Raw genomic sequence first — 20,131 nt, 5'->3', positions numbered from 1 at the left:
GCGGGCGCACCGGTGGTGTGTCGGTGGTCGACACTCAGGCCCCGACGCGCCGACCCGCAGAATCTAGGAAGATCCGGGTTCGCTGCGGTTTCGCGGCTGTTACGGCGGTGATGCCGGTCGGTCGCGCTTGTGCAACACGAGTGGGTGAACCCACACCCGGTCACCGTGCGCCGACTGCTACGAACGCAGCGTGCCCGGGACCACCGCAGCGGTCCCGGGCACGCCCGGTCGGAACGACGACGCTCAGCTCGCGGCGACGGCCTTCTTCCGCCGGGTGCGCCGGCCCGGGACCGCCGGCGTGACCAGGCCCTTGAGGAACAGGCCGGTGTAGCTGCCCTCGGTGCCCGCGACCTCCTCGGGCGTGCCCTGCGCGACGACGGTGCCGCCGCCGGATCCGCCCTCGGGCCCCATGTCGATGACCCAGTCCGACGTCTTGATCACGTCGAGGTTGTGCTCGATGACGACGACCGAGTTGCCCTTGTCGACCAGCCCGCTGATCACCTGCAGCAGCTTGCGGATGTCCTCGAAGTGCAGGCCCGTGGTCGGCTCGTCGAGGATGTAGATCGTGCGGCCGTTGGACCGCTTCTGCAGCTCGCTGGCCAGCTTCACGCGCTGCGCCTCACCGCCGGAGAGCGTGGGGGCCGGCTGCCCGAGCCGGACGTAGCCCAGCCCGACGTCGACCAGTGTGGTCAGGTACCGGCTGATCGAGGTGATCGGCGCGAAGAACTCCGCGGCCTCCTCGATCGGCATGTCCAGCACGTCCGCCACGGTCTTGCCCTTGTAGTGCACCTCGAGGGTCTCCCGGTTGTACCGGGCGCCCTTGCAGACCTCGCAGGGGACGTACACGTCGGGCAGGAAGTTCATCTCGATCTTGATCGTGCCGTCTCCGGAGCACGCCTCGCAGCGCCCGCCCTTGACGTTGAACGAGAAGCGGCCGGCCTGGTAGCCGCGCACCTTCGCCTCGGTGGTCGACGCGAACAGCGTGCGGATCTTGTCCCAGACGCCGGTGTACGTGGCCGGGTTGGAGCGCGGGGTGCGCCCGATCGGCGACTGGTCGACGCGCACGAGCTTGTCCAGCTGCTCGATCCCGGTGATCCGGGTGTGCCGGCCCGGCACCTGGCGGGCGCCGTTGAGCTTGTTCGCCAGCACGGTGGCCAGGATGTCGTTGATCAGCGTGGACTTGCCGGAGCCGGACACGCCGGTGATCGAGACGAGCCCGCCGAGCGGGATGTCGACGTCGATCCCCCGCAGGTTGTGCTCGCGCGCGCCGACGATCGTGAGCCTGCGCTCCGGGTCGAGGGTGCGCCGCACGTCCGGCACGGGGATGCTCCGCCGGCCCGACAGGTACGCGCCGGTCAGCGAGGTGTCGTGCGACTCGAGCTCGGCGACCGGCCCGGAGTGCACGACCTCGCCGCCGTGCTCGCCCGCGCCGGGACCGATGTCGACGGCCCAGTCCGCGGCCCGGATCGTGTCCTCGTCGTGCTCCACCACGATCAGCGTGTTGCCCAGCTCCTTGAGCCGGGTCAGCGTGTCGATCAGCCGGCGGTTGTCCCGCTGGTGCAGCCCGATCGACGGCTCGTCGAGCACGTAGAGCACGCCGACCAGGCCGGAGCCGATCTGCGTGGCCAGCCGGATGCGCTGCGCCTCGCCGCCGGAGAGCGTGCCCGCGGCGCGGTCGAGCGACAGGTAGTCCAGCCCGACGTCGAGCAGGAACCCGAGGCGCGCCTGGATCTCCTTGAGCACCCGGCCCGCGATCATCGCCTGCCGCTGGTCGAGCACCATCCCGTCGAGGAACTCGGCGCACTCGGCCACCGACATGGCCGACACCTCGGCGATCGACCGGTCGCCCTGCTCGCGGTGCGCCAGTGTGACCGCCAGGACCTCGGGCTTGAGCCGCGCCCCCTTGCACGCCGGGCACGGCACGTCCCGCATGTAGCCCTCGTACCGCTCGCGCTGCGACTCGGACTCGGTCTGGTCCAGCCGCCGCTCGAGGAACGGGATCACGCCCTCGAAGTTCGCGTAGTAGGCGCGCTCGCGGCCGTACCGGTTCCGGTAGCGGACATGCACCTGGTCGTCGCTGCCGTGGAGCACCGCCTTCTGCGCCTCGGCGGGCAGCTTGCGCCACGGGGTGTCCATCCGGAACCCGACGCTCTTCGCCAGCCCGGACAGCAGCCGGCCGAAGTACTCGGCGGTGTGCCCGTTGTTCCACGGCGCCACGGCCCCGTCGGCCAGGCTGAGCTCGGGGTCCGGGATGACGAGCTCCGGGTCGACCTCCTTCTTGATGCCGATGCCCGAGCACTCCGGGCACGCGCCGTACGGCGAGTTGAAGGAGAAGGTGCGGGGCTCGAGGTCGTCGAGCGTGAGCGGGTGCCCGTTGGGGCAGGCCATCCGCTCGGAGAACCGGCGCTCGCGGTGCGGGTGCTCGTCGTCCAGGTCGACGAACTCGAGCACGACGAGCCCGTCCGCCAGGCGCAGCGCGGTCTCCACCGAGTCGGTGAGCCGCTGCTTGGCGCTCGGCTTGACCGACAGCCGGTCGACGACGACGGCGATGTCGTGCTTCTCCTGCTTCTTCAACTTCGGCGGGTTGCTGAGCTGGTGCACCGTGCCGTCGACCAGGACGCGGGAGTAGCCCTGGCCCTGCAGCGCGGTGAAGAGATCGACGAACTCGCCCTTGCGGGTGCGGACCACCGGGGCCAGCACCTGGAAGCGGCTGCCCTCCTCCATCGCCAGCACCTGGTCGACGATCTGCTGCGGGGTCTGCTTCTCGATCACCTCGCCGCAGACCGGGCAGTGCGGGACGCCGGCCCGGGCGTAGAGCAGCCGCAGGTAGTCGTAGACCTCGGTGATCGTGCCGACCGTGGAGCGCGGGTTGCGGTTCGTGGACTTCTGGTCGATCGACACCGCGGGCGAGAGGCCCTCGATGAAGTCGACGTCGGGCTTGTCCATCTGGCCGAGGAACTGCCGCGCGTACGCCGACAGCGACTCGACGTACCGCCGCTGACCCTCGGCGAAGATCGTGTCGAACGCGAGGCTCGACTTGCCGGAGCCGGACAGGCCGGTGAAGACGACGAGGCTGTCCCGGGGCAGGTCGAGATCGACCCCGCGCAGATTGTGCTCGCGCGCGCCGCGCACGACCAGCCGGGGAGCGTCGTGCGGGGTGCGGACCTGTGCCACGAGGGCGCCTCCTTACGGGTCACCGGGGATCGGCGGGCCCGGTCCGCGGCAGACCGGGGACCCGCGATCGATGCTAGGCCGGGGGTCCGACAGAAATCGTCCGCACCGTCCGGCCCGTGGTTCCCGGTCGGCGGATGCGCACCGGCGAGCGCCGGGCGAACACGGGTCGCCGGATCGCACCGGCACCGCGGTCGCCGTCGGGATCCCCGTTCGGCCACCCGGCTCAACGCCGCGGACCGCCCGGTGCTTCCCGGCGGCGCCCGCCGGACCAGGTGACCACTGTCGCACACATGTTCGACGGCGCTCCCACGGGGCCTCCGCGCCCGACCGCGACGCTCCCTACAGCGGCCCGCCGGCCTGCGGCGGCATCAGACCTCGAGCCGCTCCGAGCAGACCGCGCGGCCGGCTCCATCGGTCGAGGCGGCCAGCCGCTCACCACCCCCGCTCGCGCCACTCCTTCAGCGAGGGGCGCTCCGCGCCGAGGGTGGTGTCGTCGCCGTGGCCCGGGTAGACCCAGGTGTCGTCCGGCAGCTCGCCGAAGACCCGGGACTCGAGGTCGTCCATGAGCGAGGCGAAGTCCTCGGCCGACCAGGTCTTGCCCGGCCCGCCCGGGAACAGGGAGTCCCCGGTGAAGAGGTGCGGGCGGTCCGGGCCGCGGTAGAGCAGCGCGATCGATCCCGGCGTGTGCCCGCGCAGGTGGATGACCTCGAGGGAGATGTCGCCGAACTCCACGCTGTCCCCGTGCGACACGAGCTCGTCCATCGGGATCGGCAGCTCGGGTGCGTCGAGCGGGTGCGCGATCTGCCTGGTCTGGAACATTCCCGCCACCGCCCCCAGCGCCTGCCAGTGGTCGTGGTGGCGGTGGGTGGTGACGAGGTGCCGCAGCTCGGGCCTGCCGTCCTCGGCCCCGACCAGGTCGGCGATCCGCTCCGGCTCGTTGGCCGCGTCGATGAGCAGCGCCTCGTTGGTGGCGGTGCAGGTCAGCAGGTAGGCGTTGTTGTCCATCGGGCCGACGGACACCTTGCTGATCGTGAGCGGGGCCAGGCTCCGCCGGATCGCCGCGCCGCCGGGGTCGGTGTGCCCGCTGTACTCGTCCAGGACGTCCACGCGCGCAGCCTAGTGCCGCCGGCGCCCGCCCGTCCCCCTGCCGCCGGCCCGGTCAGCCGCCCGGCGTGAAGAGCCGCGGGAACGTCTCCGCCGCGTCCTGCACGAGCAGGTACCCGTACACGACCAGCGCGATGAACAGCAGGCTCGCGAGCGAGGTCAGCACGTACGCGACGATCCGCAGCACGGTGAGGGCCCGCCCGTCGCCGGTGCCCGGGAGGCGCTGGCCGCGCGGCGGGGTGTGGGCGGGCGACTGCCGCGGCGCGGGCGCCCAGCCGGCGCGTGCCGCCTGCTCCCCGACGGTGGTCGGCGGGCCCTCCGGCGGGGCGCCCGTGGCGGCCCGCTGGTACGGGACCGGGGGCTTCTGCCCGACGGCCCGGAAACCGCCGCTCCCGCTCGTCGACGCCCTGTGCGTGCTCACCCGTCGAACCCCCTGCCCGCGACCCGGTGCTGCCCGGCGCCAGTCTGGTGGGTGGAACCACGGTTGGTCACCCCGGCGGCCGCCGTCCACCCGTTCGTGGTACACCGCCCGCGTCCGCTCGCGTCCGCTCGCGTGCGCTCGGTGCTCAGGCCCGCGTGGTCAGGTCCAGGATCCCCGTGACGAGCAGGTAGGTGCCCAGCGCCCCGAAGAACACGACCGTGATGGGCCGCCGGTGGGCGCGGATCCAGGCGACCAGCCGCTCGAGCACCTCCCGGGCGAGCTGCGGCCGGTGCGCGGCGAGCACGAGCGCGACGATCGCGGTGCTGAACCAGATCGCGTTGTAGACGGCCACCTGGACCAGCCCGTCGACCACCGCCCCCGAGGACGAGGCGACGATCGCGTTGAGCGCGGCCAGGTACGTCAGCCCGGGCAGGTGGGTGAGGAGGCCGGCCCCGGCGGCCCCGCGCACCGTCAGCCCCTGCAGCCGGCGCTGCATCCAGGTCGGCTCGTCGGGCGGCCGCTCGGTCCCCCGGCTCAACGGCCAGGGCGACTGCCACCGCGCCAGGGCCGCCACCGCGTAGACGAGCGCGGCCACGCCGAGGACGACGTCGAGGACCGGCCTGCTCGACGTCGTCGCCGTGCGGGCGTTGAGACCCTGCAGGAGCACGACGACCAGGGTGCCGACGGCGAGGGTGAACACGAGCCCGCCCACGAGGTACGCCGTCAGCAGCCGCCGCGGGTCCCGGGACGCCAGGATCGCGAACAGCGCGGCGAGCGCGGTGGGCCGGAGGACCGCGGACAGTGCGAGCACCAGCGCCTCGGCACTCACGACTCGGTCCTCACGGGCGCGCGGTCAGCCGCGGGCGCGGGCGGCGCCGCGGCTCACGGCGTGACCTGCGGGCCGCTGCGCGTCGGCGGCTCCGGGGGCTCGGCGGGACCCGGCCCGACGGGCTCGCCCCCGTCGGTCCCGCTCGCGACGCCGGCGGGCTGCGGGTGCCGGTGTGCCTTGCGGGCGGCCTTCTTCTCGGCCTTGCGCGCGGCCTTGGCGGCCTCGTCCGCGGCCGCCTCCTCGGGGTTCTTCGGGGTCGACCGCAGCAGCGCGTCCGCCCACCCGGCCTTCGGGTCGACGTCCACGAGCAGCGCCTTGACCAGCAGGGTCAGCGGGATCGCGAGGATCGCGCCGAGCGGGCCGAGCAGCCAGGCCCAGAACACCAGCGCCACGAAGGTCACCGTGAACGACAGGCCGACGGCGTCGCCGATGAAGCGCGGCTGGATCAGCGACTGGATGACGAAGTTCAGCGCGCAGTAGACGAGCACCACGGCCACGGCGAGCGTCGGGCCGCCCACGAACAGACCCATCAGGGCGGGCGGGATCACGCCGATGATGAACCCGACGTTGGGGATGTAGTTCGTGATGAAGGCCAGCAGACCCCAGGTGACGGCGAGCGGGATGCCCATCAGCGCCAGCGCGATCGAGTCGAGCACCGCGACGATGAGCCCGAAGATCGTCGTGACCAGCAGGTACTGCCGGGTGCCCCACGCGAAGTGGTCCAGCGCCTCCTTGATGCGCGGCCGGTCGGCGGCGATCGACGCCAGCCGGTGGCCGACCCCGCCCGCCTCGGCGCTCAGGAACAGCAGCAGCGCCAGCAGGAAGACCAGGCTCGTCGCCAGCCCCGCCACGCTGCCCAGCAGTGCCCCCAGGACGCCGGCCAGCTTGCCGAGGTTCAGCGAGCTCGCCATCTCCTTCAGCTGGTCCGGCCCCACCCCGAGCTGGGCGAGCTTGGCGTTCAGCGAGGACACGAGCCCGTCGGCCTGCGACGCGTACTTCGGCACCTCGGTCGCGAGCCGCGCCAGCGAGAAGAGGATCCCGAGGGCGAGCACGATGAGCACCGCGTAGACGCACACGACCAGCACCAACGTGGTCGCCCAGCCCGGCCAGCCCGCCCGCCGCAGCCGGCTCTGCACCGGTGCGACGGCGATGACGATGATCAACGCCATGAAGGCGGGCCCGATGAGCCAGGCGACCGCCTGCGTGCCGGCCAGGACCACGACGACCGCCGCGGCCCCGACCAGCACGACCAGGGCGCGCGGCAGTGCGGAGTTGCGCGGGCCCGCCCCGTTCGCCGGCAGGCCATCCGGGGTGTGAGCAGGAGGTGGCACCGGAGTCGTCACGCGGCGAAGCTAGGTCCGTCCGGAGCACGAGACCTCACCCGCCGCGGGCGAACGGGCGCCTCCCCCGCGTGCTCCCCCTGGTCAGGGCATCGGCACCGCGCGCCGGCCCCCCGGCTCCGCGGCACGCCACGCCCCGGCGCCGGCACCGGCGGCGGCCCGCGCCTGCGCCCACTTGAGCTTGGCGAGGTCGGTCGGCCCCAGGTCCGCCCGGCGCAGCCAGCTCCGGGCCGCCTTGGCCGCGGCCGCTCCCGCCAGCAACGACCCACCCAGACCGGCGAGGGCGCCCACCGCCAGCAGGACCACTGCTCCGATCAGCAGCCCGTGGTCGAGGTCCTCCCAGTGCGGATCCGTCCGACGATCGTTCATGCCGGTCTCCTGTCTCTAGTGCGGTTCGGCGACCACGGTCGCGCCGCCCCGGGCGCCGCCGCCTCACCCGGCCCGAGTGACCGGACGGGCGTTGGGCCGGTCGGGTGGAAGGTGATCACTCGTTCGCCACGGGCCCGTGCACGGGCCGTACGCTCGGCCGACGGCCTTGATGGCCGTGTCTCTCCTCTGGACGGTCGCAGCGTCGGGACGTGCAGTGGTCCCCGTGCGTGAGAGGAACGGATGGAGAAGCCGCCGCGGTCCCGCACGCTTCGCCGCGTCCTCGCCGGTGCCGGGCGTACGGCCGTCGCGCTGCTCGCCGTCGCGGTCCTCGCCGGCACCGGCTACGTCTGGGTGGTGTCGCGCGCCTTCGCCGCCGACCTGACCACCAGCTCGGTCCTGGCCACCCGCGCCGGCGCCCCGACCGCCGCGACGTCCACCGCACCACCCCGCAGCTACACCGCACTGCTGGTCGGCCTGGACAGCCGCACGGACGCGCAGGGCGAGCCGCTCCCGTCCGACCTGCTCGCCGAGATCCACGCCGGCGACGACGGCGGGGAGCTGCACACCGACACGATCATGCTCGTCCGCGTACCCGCGAACCCGCGCTCCCCCGTCGTCACCGTCTCGTTCCCGCGCGACTCCTACGTCCCGCTGGCCGACGGCAGCGGGCGGCACAAGATCAACTCGGCGTACGGCCGGGCCTACCGGGCCGCGCAGGAGCGGCTCGAGGCGCAGGGCGTCACCGGCGCCGAGCTGGACCGGCGCAGCAGAGAGGCGGGCCGGGCGAACCTCGTCGCGACCGTCGAGGCCGTCTCGAGGACCACGGTCGACCACTACGCCGAGATCAACCTGGCCGGGTTCGTCGAGTTCACGGGCACGCTCGGCGGGGTGAACGTCTGCCTCAACCAGCCCGTCGACGACCGGGCCTACTCCGGGGTGGACCTGCCGGCCGGCCCGCAGACGGTCAGCGGGGCCGCCGCGCTGGCGTTCGTCCGACAACGGCACGGACTCGACGGCGGCGACCTCGACCGGATCACCCGCCAGCAGGCCTTCCTCGCCGGGCTCGCCCACCAGGTGCTCGCCGCGGGCATCCTCGCCGACCCCGCCACGGTCTCGGCGCTGCTCGGGGTCGTGACCCGGCACGTCGTCGTCGACTCGGGGTGGGACCTGCGGCAGCTCGTCGGTCAGCTCGGCGGGCTCGCGGGCGGCGACGTCGTGTTCCGGACCGTCCCCTCGATCCGTCCGGACCTCTGGACCCCGGTCGACGGCGTGGCCGTGGAGATCGACGACGACCAGGTCCGGGACTTCGTGCACACCGTGCTGTTCGCCGACGCCCGTGCGGACGGGACCGCGCCCGGGACGCCCGACCCGGACGCCTCGCGGGTCCGGGTGGCCGGGCCGACGCCGGCCACGCCCGCCACGTCCGCCGCCGCCGCGACAGCGGCCCCGACCACCGCGCCGACGTCCACGGTCGCCGCGCCCGAGGACCCGTGGCAGCACCGCCCGGTGATCGACGCCGCGGCCGTGCCCTGCGTCGACTAGCCGTTCGCGTCCTGCTCGATGCGCGACGCGCGGTCCCGGATCCGGTCCGACGACCACGTCGCGACCTCGCGCAGCTGTTCGACCAGGGCGATCTCGACGGCCGCGTGCACGGCGGCCGGCGAGACGGCCGGGTCGACGGACCGGGCCGCGGCCAGCGCCCGGGCCGAGAGGTACACATTGATCATCCGGTCACCTCCGTTGGTGGCGATGCATTCCCAACGCGTGCCGCCGGAAACGGAGACGGGCCGGGCCGGGCGAGCGGGGATCAGGGGGGCGAGCGGTCCCCCCGGTGGGGCGAGCGGATCACCGTTCGAGGAACGCCGCCACCCGCTCCCGGTGCTCGGCGGTGCCGAAGAGCAGGGCCGTGGCCTCGACCGCCTCCGCGAAGCCCGGCTCGGTCCCGCGGTTGACGAACGCCTTGCCCACCTCGACCGCGAGCGGCGGCAGCGCCGCCATCTCCTCGGCCAGGTCGAGGGCGGCGTCGAGCAGCGCCGCGGCGGGCAGCACCTCCTGGACCAGCCCCGCCCGGGCGGCGGTGGCGGCGTCGATCACCCGCCCGGACAGCGCGAGCAGCCGGGTCCAGTGCCGCCCCATCACCTCGGGCCCGCGCACCACGCCCCAGCCCGGCGTGAGGCCGACGGTGGGCTCGCGGAAGGCGAAGGTCGCCGAGTCGGCCGCGTAGACGACGTCGCAGGCCAGGGTCAGTTCCGTGCCGCCGCCGTGCGCGATGCCGTTGACCGCGCCGATCACCGGGACCGGGCAGCGCTCGACGCTGCTGAACGCGTCGAACACCAGGCGCAGGTGCCGGCGGACCCGGGCGGTGTCGCCGGCGATCTCCCGGAAGCTCGCGATGTCCCCGCCCGCCGAGAAGGCGCGCCCCGCGCCCGTCAGGACGGCCGCCCGGACCTCCGGGTCCGCGCCCAGCTCCGCGGTGAGCGCGATCAGCTCCCGGAAGAACAGCGGGTCCATCGCGTTGAGCTTCTCCGGCCGCGCGATCGTCACCAGCGCGACGCCGGGCCGCGGCGAGGTGATCTCGAAGCGCTCCATCAGGCCTCCCGGTCCCAGGTGTCGGCGGTGACCCCGTCGGCCCGAAGCGTGTACTTCTCCGTCCGCTGGCTCGGGGTGACCGGCAGCGCGTCGACGAACCGCACGTACCGCGGCACCGCGAACTCGGTCACCCGCCCGGAGCAGTGCGCGACCACGCCCGGCCCGTCGAGCTCGGCCCCCGGGAGGAGGACGACGGCGACCATGACGTCCTCCTCGGACAGCGGGCTCGGCACCCCGTAGGCCGCGACGGCGTCGACCGCCGGGTGCGTCGCGAGGACCCGTTCGATCTCCCAGGAGGAGATGTTCTCGCCGCGCCGGCGGATCGAGTCGGAGAGCCGGTCGAGGAAGTAGAGGTGGCCGTCCGTGTCCATCCGGCCGCGGTCGCCGGTGTGGAACCACAGGTCCCGCCACGCCGCGACGGTCTCCTCCGGCATGTCGTGGTAGCCGCTGAACAGGATGCCCGGCACCTTCGGCCGGCAGACGATCTCGCCCGCCTCGCCGCGCGGCACCTCGTGCCCGCGGTCGTCGACGATCCGCACCTCGTAGCCCGCGGCGGCGCGGCCGGGCGAGCCGCGGCGCCGCTCCCCCGGCGGGCCCTCGACGACCAGCGACGCCTCGGTGCTGCCGTAGACCTCGGTGAGCGCCACGCCGAACCGCAGCTCGAACGCCTCCGTGACCTCCGGCGGGCACGGGGCGCCGAAGCCGACGCGGACGGGGTTGTCGGCGTCGTCGGGCTGCGGCGGGCGGTTGTGCAGCAGGGTGAGCATCGCGCCCTGGAAGTTGAAGGCGGTGATCCCGTGGGCGCGGCAGGTGTCCCAGAACCCGCTCGCCGAGAAGCGCCGGTCCATGACCAGCCCGGCGCCGGTGAGCAGCGCGGGCAGCACCGAGCAGAAGCGGGCGTTGGAGTGGAAGAGCGGGAACACCGAGTAGAGCCGGTCGACGGCGGTGTAGCCCATCAGCTCGACGGTGCGCCGGGCCAGCCACAGGTTCGACCGGTGCGAGAGCCGGACGCCCTTCGGCGGGCCGGTGGTGCCGGACGTGTGGAGCACGACCGTCGTCGCGTCGGGGTCGACCTCCGGGAACCCCGCCGGCTCCCGCTCCACGTCCGCCAGGGACGGGGCGTCACCGGGCCCGTGCACGACGATCCGGACGCGCGGCGGCGCCGCCCCGCGCACGAGCGGCAGGAACTCGGCGTCGCACACGACGGTGCGGGCCCGCGAGTGCGTGAGCAGGTGTTCCAGAAGGTCGCCGCGGGTGGCGGTGTTGAGCGGGACCTCCACGAGGCCTGCCCGGGCGAGGCCGAACCAGACCGCCAGCGCGGCCGGGCTGGCGCGCATCATCAGCGCCACGTGGTCCCCCGGCTCGTGGCCGAGGGCGAGGAAGCCCGCGGCCAGCCGGCTCGCGGCCACGTCGAGCGCGGCGGGTGAGGTGCGCTCGCCCGCGACGGTCCAGTCGGTGTCGTGCGGGTGGGCGACCAGCAGGTCGCCGATGGTCCGGGCCGTCACACCCGCCGACGCTACCCACCGGTCGTTTGGCAGGGAAGGCTGTCCGGTCCGGCGCGGCGCGGTCCGGCAGACTGCGCACCGTGAGCCAGCCGATCACGGACTCCCGGTCGACCGCGGACTCCTTCCCCCGCCTGCACGCCCGCACCCGCCGGTTCACCCTCGGCGCCCCGCGCGGCGTCACCGTCTCGCCCGACGGCGGCCGGGTCGTCTTCCTGCGCAGCCGGGGTGGCACCGACCCGGTGACCTGCCTGTGGAGCCTCGAGGTGGAGACCGGCGAGGAGCGGCTGATCGCCGACCCGCGCGAGCTCGACGACACCGACGTCGAGGACCTGCCGGCCGAGGAGCGGGCGCGCCGCGAGCGGGCGCGGGAGCAGGCGGGCGGTGTCGTCGGCTACGCCACCGACGGCACCGTGACCCGCGCCGTGTTCCCGTTGTCCGGCAAGCTCTACCTGGCCGAGTTCGCCGGCGGGCTCACCCCGCGGCTGATCGAGACCGACGGTGCGGTGATCGACCCGCGGCTCGACCCCACCGGCGCGCGCATCGCGTTCGTCGCCGGCGGCGCCCTGCACGTGCACCTGGTCGCCGCGCGGACCACCACGACCCTCCTCGTCCCCGAGGGCGACGACGTCACCTACGGCCTGGCCGACTTCGTCGCCGCCGAGGAGATCGACCGGATGCGCGGCTTCTGGTGGTCCCCCGAGGGCGACGCGCTCGTCGTCGCCCGGGTCGACGAGTCCGCGGTGCCGGTGTGGCACATCGCCGACCCGGCCAACCCCGACCGCACCCCCACGGCCGTCCGCTATCCCGCGGCCGGCACCACCAACCCCGCCGTGACCCTCGACGTCGTCGGCCTCGACGGCAGTCGCACACCGATCGAGTGGGACGTCGAGCGGGACGAGTACGTCGTCGACGTCGTGTGGGACGACCGGGGCCTGTTCGTGGTCGTGCAGCCGCGGGACCAGAAGGCGCTGCGGATGCTCGCGGTCGACCCGGCGACGGGCGCGACCACGCTCGTCGACGAGGAGACCGACCCGGTGTGGGTCGACGCGACGCCGGGCCTGCGGGTGCACACCGCCTCCGGCGCGCTGGTCAAGGTGGCCCACCGCGACGGGGCGCACCGGGTGCTGGTCGACGGCGAGCCCGTCACCCCGCCGGAGCTGCAGGTCCGCAGCCTGCTCGACGTCGACGGCGACACCCTGCTGATCAGCGGCTCGACCACGCCCGCCTCGGTCCGGCTGTGGACGTGGGACGCCGCGGGCGGGCTGGTGCCCGCGTCGCCCGAGGAGGGCGTGCACTCCGGCCGTCTCTCGGGCGGCACGTTCGTCCGCACCTCGACCGACCTCGCCTCGCCGGCCGCGACCACGGCCCGGACCGCGGACGTCGAGCGGGAGATCGCCTCCTTCGCCGCCGAGCCGAACGTCGACCTGCGGATCACGCTGCACCGCGCCGGCGAACGACGGCTGCAGACCGCGCTGCTGCTGCCCTCCTGGTGGGAGCCGGGCGTGCCGCTGCCCGTGCTGCTGGACCCGTACGGCGGGCCGCACGGCCAGCGCGTCTACGCCGCCCGCAACCCGCACCTGACCAGCCAGTGGTTCGCCGAGCAGGGTTTCGCGGTGGTCGTCGTCGACGGCCGCGGGATGCCCGGCCGCGGGCCGGAGTTCGAGCGTGCCGTGCACCTCGACCTCGCCCAGCCCGTGCTCGACGACCAGGTCGACGCCCTGCGCGCCCTCGCCGTCGAGAACCCGGACCTCGACCTCACCCGGGTCGGCATCCGCGGCTGGTCCTTCGGCGGGTTCCTCGCGGCGCTCGCGGTGCTGCGCCGGCCGGACGTCTTCCACGCCGCGGTGGCGGGCGCGCCGGTCACGGACTGGGAGCTCTACGACACCCACTACACCGAGCGCTACCTCGGGCACCCGGCCGTGGAGAAGGCGTCCTACGAGCGCTCCTCGCTGCTCGCCGACGCCGCCACCCCGGCCTCCGACGACCGCCCGAACCGGCCGCTGATGATCGTCCACGGGCTCGCTGACGACAACGTCGTGGCCGCCCACACCCTGCGCCTGTCCTCGGCGCTCCTCGCCGCGGGCCGCCCGCACCAGGTGCTGCCGCTCTCCGGCGTCACGCACATGACGCCGCAGGAGGTCGTCGCCGAGAACCTGCTGCTCCTGCAGGTGCAGTTCCTCCGCGACGCGCTGGGGGTGCCCGCGCCGCCGGCGTGACCGCCCGGCGCGCTCAGTCGTGCGAGATGTGGTGGGGCGTCCCGTCGTCGGACGAGGTCCCGCCGTCGCGGGTGTCCGGGGCGTCGGGGTCGGGCGCGCCGACGCCCGCCGCGCGGCGGCGCTCGTTGCGCAGGTCGTGGATGCCCACGCCGAGCGCGACGAGCGTGGTCAGCACGGCCACGCCCAGCGCCCCGGCGATGGCGGCCCGGTACGAGTCGCCGGCGGCGCCCAGCACGCCGTAGAACACCCCGGCGACGACGGCGGTCCCGATCGCCGCGCCCACGCGCTGGCCGGTCTGCAGGGCTCCGCCGGCCGAGCCGGCCATCCGCACCGGCACGTTGCGCAGGGTCATGGTGATGTTCGGCGAGATCACGAAGCCGCCGCCGATCCCGCCGAGCAGCAGGGCCGGCGCGGCGGCGATCCCTGCGATCTCCCCCGGGACCAGCGCGAGGATCGCCGCGGTGGCGGCCACGCCCACCGCGACCAGCGACAGGCCGACCACGGTGAGCCAGCGGCCGAAGCGCTCGACGAGCCGCCCGGCCACCACCGCGGACACCGCGGAGCCGACCGCGAACGCGGTGACCGAGAGCCCGGACTGCAGCGGCGTGTAGCCGAGGCCGGACTGGAAGAACTGTGCGAACACGATCCAGACGCCGGAGAACCCGGTGAAGTAGACGAGCCCGAGCAGGGCGCCGGGCGCGTAGCCGGAGGTCTCGGTGACCAGCCGGATGTCGAACAGCGGCTCGGCGCCGCGGCGCACCTCGCGGCGCTCCCACCACAGGAACAGCACCGCCAGCGCCACCCCGATCGGGAACAGCCACCACAGCCGCGCGATCCCGCCCGACTCGGCCTGCACCAAGGGCAGCAGCAGCGCGAGCACCGCCCCGCCCAGCAGCGCCGCGCCGGCCCAGTCGATGTGCGGCCGCTCGCCGGTCTGCGCCCTGGGCAGCAGCCGTGCCGCCAGCACCACCGCCAGCACCCCGATGGGGACGTTCACGTAGAAGATCCACCGCCAGCCGTCGGGCTCCCCGAAGGCCGCGAGCAGCAGCCCGCCCACGATCGGGCCGGCCGCCGTCGAGATGCCGACCGTGGCACCGAAGAACCCGAACGCCCGGCCCCGCTCGGCGCCGCGGAACAGGCTCTGGATCAGCCCGGAGTTCTGCGGCGCCAGCGACCCCGCGGCGAAACCCTGCAGCAGCCGGGCGACCACGAGCAGCTCGATCGTGGGCGCCGCGCCGCACAGGGCGCTGAACGCGACGAACGCCGTGAGCGCGACGAGGAACATCCGGCGGCGGCCGAACGCGTCGCCGAGCCGGCCGGCCGGGACGAGCGCGAGGCCGAAGGTCAGCGCGTACCCCGAGACCACCCACTGCGCGCCCGCCGGGTCCGTGCCGAGCCCCTGCTGGATCGACGGCAGCGCCACCGAGACGATGCTGACGTCGAGCAGGGTCATGAACCCCGCGGCGAGCGTGACCGACAGGGCCCGCCAGCGGCGCGGGTCGGGGGTGTACTCCTCCTCGGCGCCCGTGCGGGCCGGGGCCGAGGTCATCAGGGGGTGCGGACGGGGTGGGAGCGGTCGGGCACGACGTCGGACGTTACCGCCGGCCCCGGCGACCCGCCTTCCGAGCGCCGGACCACCGAGTCGCCGACGCCGGCGGGACGGCCCCGTGTGGTCAGGCGGGCCCGACGCGGTCGCCGACCCGGACCGCGCCCGGCGCGACGACGTCGGCGTAGGCGCCCGCGCACGCCCAGGTCCCCATGCCCGGGATGCGCCGCCGGTTGACCTTCGCGATCGTGCGCAGCGTGTCCCGATCCTCCGGCAGGCCCTCCTGCGCCAGCGTCGTCATCACGCAGCGCATGGTCGGCATGGTGACCGTGATGCGGGCGTCGCCGACGGCGAGGGTCTCCCCGACCCATCCGTCCTCGACGAACCCGGGCCCCTGCGCGGTGTCCAGCAGCAGGTTCGGTCGGTAGCGGCGGGCGTCGAACGTCGAACCGGGGGCGGCCGCGGAGAGCGCGGCCAGCGTGGAGCCGGTCATCAGGTGCAGCACGCCGAGGTCGAGGAAGGAATCGGTCGGGGTGAGCCCGGCCGTGCCGATCCGGCTGACCGGCTCGCCCTCCTCGCTGTGCTCGACCGTGGTGTCGTCGATGAACGCCTGGGGTGCGAGCCCCTCGATCTGCGGCCACTGCTCCTCGAACTCGGCCCCGGCCGCCGGGTCGGCCGACAGCACGACCGCGCGGCCGAGCAGGTCGGAGAGGGCGGCGTCGAGCCCGGGCTCGTCGCTGCGCAGGATCCGGCCGTCCGGGAACGTGACGGCGACGGGCGGCGGGGCGGCGTCGGGCTCCGGCTCGGCGAGGAAGGTGGCGCTGCAGCCGAGCAGGGCGCCCCACTTCCGGGGGTACTTGGCGCTGGCCACCGTGCCGTCCTCGGCGTCGACCACGGCGTAGGCACGGTCGCCGAGGGCCCCGCCGGGCAGCAGGTCGAGGGCGTCGACCCGCTCCCCCTGCATCGACTTGACCGGGAAACGGTGGAGGGCGGTGACGGTCGCGTGGATCGTCGTCGCCTGTGACGCTGGTGCGGACATGATCCCTTCGTAGCGGGCGCGCGGGGCCCCGCGCCACCTCCGGAAGGCGGGGGTCTGGCAGGGTGGCGGCGACCGACGCGAGACCCAGGAGGAACCCGACGATGGCACCGCAGAAGCCCGACGTCGACCCGATCGACGGCCCGGCCCCGACCGACCTCGAGATCACCGACATCACCGTCGGCGAGGGCGAGGAGGCGACCGCCGGCCACCGGGTGGCCGTGCACTACGTGGGCGTGGCGCACTCGACCGGCGAGGAGTTCGATGCCTCCTACAACCGCGGCCAGCCGCTGCAGTTCGGCCTCGGCGCGGGCCAGGTCATCCAGGGCTGGGACCAGGGCGTGCAGGGCATGAAGGTCGGCGGGCGCCGCCGCCTGGTCATCCCGCCGCACCTGGGCTACGGCGACCGCGGCGCCGGGGGCGTCATCAAGGGCGGCGAGACCCTGATCTTCGTGGTGGACCTGCTCGCGGTGCAGTGACACCGCCCGTGCGGCTGCTGATCCTCTCCGACACGCACGTCCCGGTGCGGGCCAAGGACCTGCCCGCACCGCTGTGGGAGGCGGTGGAGTCGCTCCGCGCGGACGACCTGGTCGTCCACGCCGGCGACTGGATGGACCCCGGGCTCCTCGACGCGCTGGAGGCGCGGGCCCCCCGGGTCGTCGGGGTGTGGGGCAACAACGACGGCCCCGAACTGCGCGAACGCCTCCCCGAGGTGGCGCGGTTCGAGGCCGGCGGACTGCGGTTCGCCGTCACCCACGAGACGGGTGCGGCGCAGGGCCGGGAGCGGCGGATGGCCGCCCGGTTCCCCGACGTCGACGTGCTCGTGTTCGGGCACAGCCACATCCCGTGGGACACGACGGCTCCCTCGGGCCTGCGCCTGCTGAACCCCGGCTCCCCCACCGACCGCCGGCGTCAGCCCACGCACACGTGGATGACGGCGCGGGTGCAGGAGGGCGAGCTGCGCTGGGTGGACCTGGTCCACCTGGAGAACCTGCCATGACATGACCGTGCGCGGGACGCGGTGCCCCGGCACCACGTCCCGCGCACGGTCACGGGTCAGGAGTGCTCGCGGTCGTAGCGGGCCATCTCCTCGTCGATCTCCCGGTCGTGCCGGTCCATCGCCTCGGCCTCCTCGCGGGTGTGCGCGACGGGCACCGCGACGGAGCCGTGCGCCTCGGCGAGCTCGGGCCGCCGCCGCACCGCAACCAGGCTGGCCACCGTCGTGATCGCCAGGACACCCACGATGACCAGCAGCGACACCGCGATGCTGACCTCCGGCACCGGGATCGGCTGGCCGCCGTTGAGGAAGGGCAGCTCGTTCTCGTGCAGGGCGTGCAGCACCAGCTTGACACCGATGAAGGCGAGGATCACGGCCAGGCCGTACGACAGGTAGATCAGCTTCTTGAGGAGCCCGCCGAGCAGGAAGTACAGCTGGCGCAGGCCCATCAGGGCGAAGGCGTTGGCCGTGAAGACCAGGAACGGCTCCTGGGTCAGGCCGAAGATGGCCGGGATGGAGTCGAGCGCGAAGAGCAGGTCGGTGAGCCCGATCGCGATCATCACGATCAGCATCGGGGTGACCCAGCGCTTGCCGTCGAGCTTCACGGTGGTCCTGGAGCCGTGGAACTGGTCCGTCACCGGCAGCACGCGGCGCACGAACCCGACGACCTTGGGCTCCTTCCACTCGTCCTCGTCGCCGCCCATGCCCTGCCGGACCATGTTCACGGCGGTGTAGATCAGGAACGCGGCGAAGAGGTAGAACACCCAGCTCAGGGCGTTGATCGCGGCGGCGCCGACGGCGATGAACAGGCCGCGCATCACGAGCGCGATCACGATGCCGACCAGCAGCACGCGGTGCTGGTGGATCGCCGGCACGGCGAAGCTCGACATGATGATCACGAAGACGAACAGGTTGTCGACCGAGAGCGAGTACTCGGTGATGTAGCCGGCGAAGAACTCCCCGGCGTACTGGGCGCCCGCGAAGTACCAGATGCCGAGGCCGAACAGCACGGCGAGCGCGATGTAGAAGAGCACCCAGCGGGTGGCTTCCTTGATCGTCACGGCGTGCGGCTTGTGGTCGACCAGGAACAGGTCGGCCAGGATGATGGCCACCAGGCCACCGATGGTGGCGAACCAGAGCCAGACGGGCACGTTCACGTGGGGAGCCTCCAGGGGTCTCGGGCAGCGCAGGACTGCCCCGAGGTCTCTCCCCTCCGCTCAGCTGCGGATCGACGGCGCCGGGTTCGGGACCCGCATGATTGTCGATCCTGGGCTGCGGGCCCTTCTCCGTGCTGACGGCGCCACCGTGACCGGGATACTCCCCTACGGTGCCTGCTCAGTCTGCCCGCCCCGTCGCACCGGCCGCCAGCGGGGGTGACCGACCACACCGGTCAGAGGCCCCGAACCGGGGACGAACCGGTCGAACCGGCAGGAACCGACAAGCCGGTTGGTGTCCGCGACCAGCCGGCCGGCACCGCTGGGACCGCGGGCGTGGTCGGGACGGCAGGTGGCGGCGCGGGCGACACGGACGGCACGGCGGGCGGCGGCACGGCGGGGACGCCCGGGACGGGCCGGGCGAGGTCGATCCGGTCGATCTCCTCGCCGTCGTCGGTCACGGCGTGGACCCGCATGGTCGCGATCCGCCCCGGCACCTCCGGCTGCACCTCGACGCGCAGGTAGGCGTAGCCGGCGTAGCGCACCCGGGACCAGCCGACCGTCTCCGACTTCTCGCCGTCCTTGCCCGTGACACGGCTGCGGATCTCCCGGTCCTCGCCGGTCCGGCCCCGGTAGCGGTCGCCACCGTCGTCGAGCCAGCCGTTGCTCCGCCGCCCGCCGGAGCCGACACAGATGTAGGTCGTGCCGTCCGTGGCGGGGCGGACGGTCGCCTTGTCCGGGGCCTCGCGGGTCGCCTCGCCGCCGCGGATCGGGTCCGTGCGCTCGTACTGGTGATTGTGGCCCTGCACGGCGAGATCGACCGAGAAGCGGTCGAACAACGGCGTCAGGGCGGACCGGACGCCGCCGTCGGAGGCGTGCGAGTCGCTGGTCGAGTAGGCGCAGTGGTGGAAGAACACCACCACGAAGGTGATGTCGGGGTCGGCGCGCAAGGCCGCGAGCGTGTCGCTCAGCCACTCGACCTGCGCGCCGCGGCTGTAGCCGGTGTTGGCGCGGATCTCGGTGGAGAGGTCGTTGGCGTCGACGCTGACCACCCCGACGCAGCCGTGCGTGAACGCGTAGACCGACGGGCAGCCCGACGGCCCGGTCCGCGGCAGGTCCAGCCGGGCGGCGTGGCCGCCGTAGCCGTGGTCGGAGTCGCCGTCGTCGTACAGGGCCTCCATGTCGTGGTTGCCGGTGGCGAACATCCAGGGCGTGTGGGCGGCGCTCTTCTCGATCGCGGCGAAGTACTGCGTCCACAGACCGGGGTTGAACGAGTCGTCCCGCTCGCCGCGGCCGGCCCGGTCGGCGTAGCAGATGTCGCCGGCCAGCAGGTGGAAGGCCGGGGCGTCCTCGGCGATCAGCGCGGTCAGCGCGTTCGGGGGCGCCGCGCCGCCGTTGCCGTCGCCGTCGCCGGAGGCGACGCCCTGGTCGGCGAACGCGGTGAACGTGAACGGCCTGCGGTCGCCCTTCGCCGGTGCGGTGCGGAAGGTGGCGTCGGGGGTGGTCGAGCCGTCGGGCAGGCGGAAGCGGTAGTGGTAGGTGGTGCCGGCGGTCAGCCCCTCGGCCCGGGCGTGCGCGAAGAGCTGCTCCCCGCCGCGGACGTCCTCGCCCCGCGGCACCTGGCTGACCAGCTCGCGCAGCTCGACGGGCACGGTCGCGCCGTAGCCGGTGTCGAGGCCGAGATCGAGGAGGACTTTGCCGGCGGGCTTCCCGGTGAGCTCCCCCGTGATCGCCATCGAGGTGCGGGGGTCGTCGCCGAACGCGAGGTGCCGGCCGACGAGCCCGGTCCCCGCCGCCCGCGCCACACCGGTCCACGGGCCGCGGGCCAGCGCGAGCCCGGCCAGCGCCCCG

The 20,131-nt window shown here is 74.0% G+C and carries 17 protein-coding genes; 4 read left to right on the top strand and 13 right to left on the bottom strand.

What is annotated here, in order from left to right; translation table 11 throughout:
- Window positions 1-243: 243 nt before the first annotated feature.
- From uvrA to AB0B41_RS26330, 6 genes are all read right to left on the bottom strand, one after another.
- Window positions 244-3,174 (bottom strand): excinuclease ABC subunit UvrA, encoded by a 2,931-nt coding sequence (gene uvrA / locus AB0B41_RS26355; protein WP_358207875.1) that lies wholly within the window; start codon window positions 3,172-3,174, stop codon window positions 244-246.
- 432 nt (window positions 3,175-3,606) lie between these two features.
- Window positions 3,607-4,281 (bottom strand): MBL fold metallo-hydrolase, encoded by a 675-nt coding sequence (locus AB0B41_RS26350; protein WP_358207873.1) that lies wholly within the window; start codon window positions 4,279-4,281, stop codon window positions 3,607-3,609.
- Window positions 4,282-4,333: 52 nt separating this feature from the next.
- A complete protein-coding gene (locus tag AB0B41_RS26345) occupies window positions 4,334-4,699 on the bottom strand; it encodes a hypothetical protein (RefSeq protein WP_358207871.1) in 366 nt (121 codons plus the stop codon).
- A gap of 145 nt (window positions 4,700-4,844) precedes the next feature.
- Window positions 4,845-5,528, bottom strand: a complete 684-nt coding sequence (locus tag AB0B41_RS26340; protein ID WP_358207869.1) for a GAP family protein — start codon at window positions 5,526-5,528, stop codon at window positions 4,845-4,847.
- Window positions 5,529-5,581: 53 nt separating this feature from the next.
- A complete protein-coding gene (locus tag AB0B41_RS26335; RefSeq protein ID WP_358207921.1) occupies window positions 5,582-6,829 on the bottom strand; it encodes an AI-2E family transporter in 1,248 nt (415 codons plus the stop codon).
- Window positions 6,830-6,952: 123 nt separating this feature from the next.
- A complete protein-coding gene (locus tag AB0B41_RS26330) occupies window positions 6,953-7,237 on the bottom strand; it encodes a hypothetical protein (RefSeq protein WP_358207867.1) in 285 nt (94 codons plus the stop codon).
- A 240-nt stretch (window positions 7,238-7,477) separates the two neighbouring features.
- Here AB0B41_RS26330 and AB0B41_RS26325 point away from each other — a divergent pair, with 240 nt between their 5' ends.
- Window positions 7,478-8,779 carry an LCP family protein gene (locus AB0B41_RS26325; RefSeq protein ID WP_358207865.1) on the top strand — a complete coding sequence of 434 codons (1,302 nt, stop codon included), beginning with the start codon at window positions 7,478-7,480 and terminating at the stop codon, window positions 8,777-8,779.
- On the opposite strand, the gene AB0B41_RS26320 is transcribed toward AB0B41_RS26325, so the two are convergent.
- The 3 genes from AB0B41_RS26320 to AB0B41_RS26310 all read right to left on the bottom strand — a co-directional run bounded on the left by AB0B41_RS26320 (window position 8,776) and on the right by AB0B41_RS26310 (window position 11,331).
- Complete coding sequence (locus AB0B41_RS26320; protein ID WP_358207863.1) at window positions 8,776-8,964, bottom strand: hypothetical protein; 189 nt, start codon at window positions 8,962-8,964, stop codon at window positions 8,776-8,778. The genes AB0B41_RS26325 and AB0B41_RS26320 overlap by 4 nt on opposite strands.
- A gap of 118 nt (window positions 8,965-9,082) precedes the next feature.
- Window positions 9,083-9,826: an enoyl-CoA hydratase/isomerase family protein gene (locus tag AB0B41_RS26315; RefSeq protein WP_358207861.1), complete on the bottom strand. Its 744-nt coding sequence runs from the start codon at window positions 9,824-9,826 to the stop codon at window positions 9,083-9,085.
- Window positions 9,826-11,331 carry an AMP-binding protein gene (locus AB0B41_RS26310; RefSeq protein ID WP_358207859.1) on the bottom strand — a complete coding sequence of 502 codons (1,506 nt, stop codon included), beginning with the start codon at window positions 11,329-11,331 and terminating at the stop codon, window positions 9,826-9,828. The genes AB0B41_RS26315 and AB0B41_RS26310 overlap by 1 nt, the downstream gene beginning before the upstream one ends.
- Window positions 11,332-11,411: 80 nt before the next feature.
- Between AB0B41_RS26310 and AB0B41_RS26305 the strand changes: the two genes are divergently transcribed.
- Window positions 11,412-13,547: a prolyl oligopeptidase family serine peptidase gene (locus tag AB0B41_RS26305; protein WP_358207857.1), complete on the top strand. Its 2,136-nt coding sequence runs from the start codon at window positions 11,412-11,414 to the stop codon at window positions 13,545-13,547.
- Window positions 13,548-13,560: 13 nt separating this feature from the next.
- Here the strand turns inward: AB0B41_RS26305 and AB0B41_RS26300 are convergent, their stop codons facing one another.
- Both AB0B41_RS26300 and AB0B41_RS26295 read right to left on the bottom strand, forming a co-directional pair.
- The gene (locus AB0B41_RS26300; RefSeq protein WP_358207855.1) at window positions 13,561-15,096 is read right to left on the bottom strand and encodes an MFS transporter; all 1,536 of its coding nucleotides are present in this window, start codon (window positions 15,094-15,096) and stop codon (window positions 13,561-13,563) included.
- 124 nt (window positions 15,097-15,220) lie between these two features.
- A complete protein-coding gene (locus tag AB0B41_RS26295; protein WP_358207853.1) occupies window positions 15,221-16,132 on the bottom strand; it encodes an MOSC domain-containing protein in 912 nt (303 codons plus the stop codon).
- A 101-nt stretch (window positions 16,133-16,233) separates the two neighbouring features.
- Between AB0B41_RS26295 and AB0B41_RS26290 the strand changes: the two genes are divergently transcribed.
- Both AB0B41_RS26290 and AB0B41_RS26285 read left to right on the top strand, forming a co-directional pair.
- The gene (locus AB0B41_RS26290) at window positions 16,234-16,608 is read left to right on the top strand and encodes an FKBP-type peptidyl-prolyl cis-trans isomerase (protein WP_358207851.1); all 375 of its coding nucleotides are present in this window, start codon (window positions 16,234-16,236) and stop codon (window positions 16,606-16,608) included.
- Between the two features lie 8 nt (window positions 16,609-16,616).
- Entirely contained in the window at window positions 16,617-17,129 is a 513-nt protein-coding gene (locus tag AB0B41_RS26285) for a metallophosphoesterase (RefSeq protein WP_358207919.1), read from the top strand.
- A 56-nt stretch (window positions 17,130-17,185) separates the two neighbouring features.
- Here the strand turns inward: AB0B41_RS26285 and AB0B41_RS26280 are convergent, their stop codons facing one another.
- Together AB0B41_RS26280 and AB0B41_RS26275 are read right to left on the bottom strand one after the other, a co-directional pair.
- Window positions 17,186-18,283 (bottom strand): TerC family protein, encoded by a 1,098-nt coding sequence (locus AB0B41_RS26280; protein WP_358207849.1) that lies wholly within the window; start codon window positions 18,281-18,283, stop codon window positions 17,186-17,188.
- A 233-nt stretch (window positions 18,284-18,516) separates the two neighbouring features.
- Window positions 18,517-20,131, bottom strand: a 1,615-nt coding sequence (locus AB0B41_RS26275; protein ID WP_358207847.1) for a metallophosphoesterase family protein, incomplete at its 5' end; no start/stop codon positions are given.

Source organism: Pseudonocardia sp. NPDC049154, from assembly GCF_040648315.1.
Classification (GTDB): domain Bacteria; phylum Actinomycetota; class Actinomycetes; order Mycobacteriales; family Pseudonocardiaceae; genus Pseudonocardia.
This window is presented reverse-complemented; position numbering and strand designations above follow the sequence as displayed.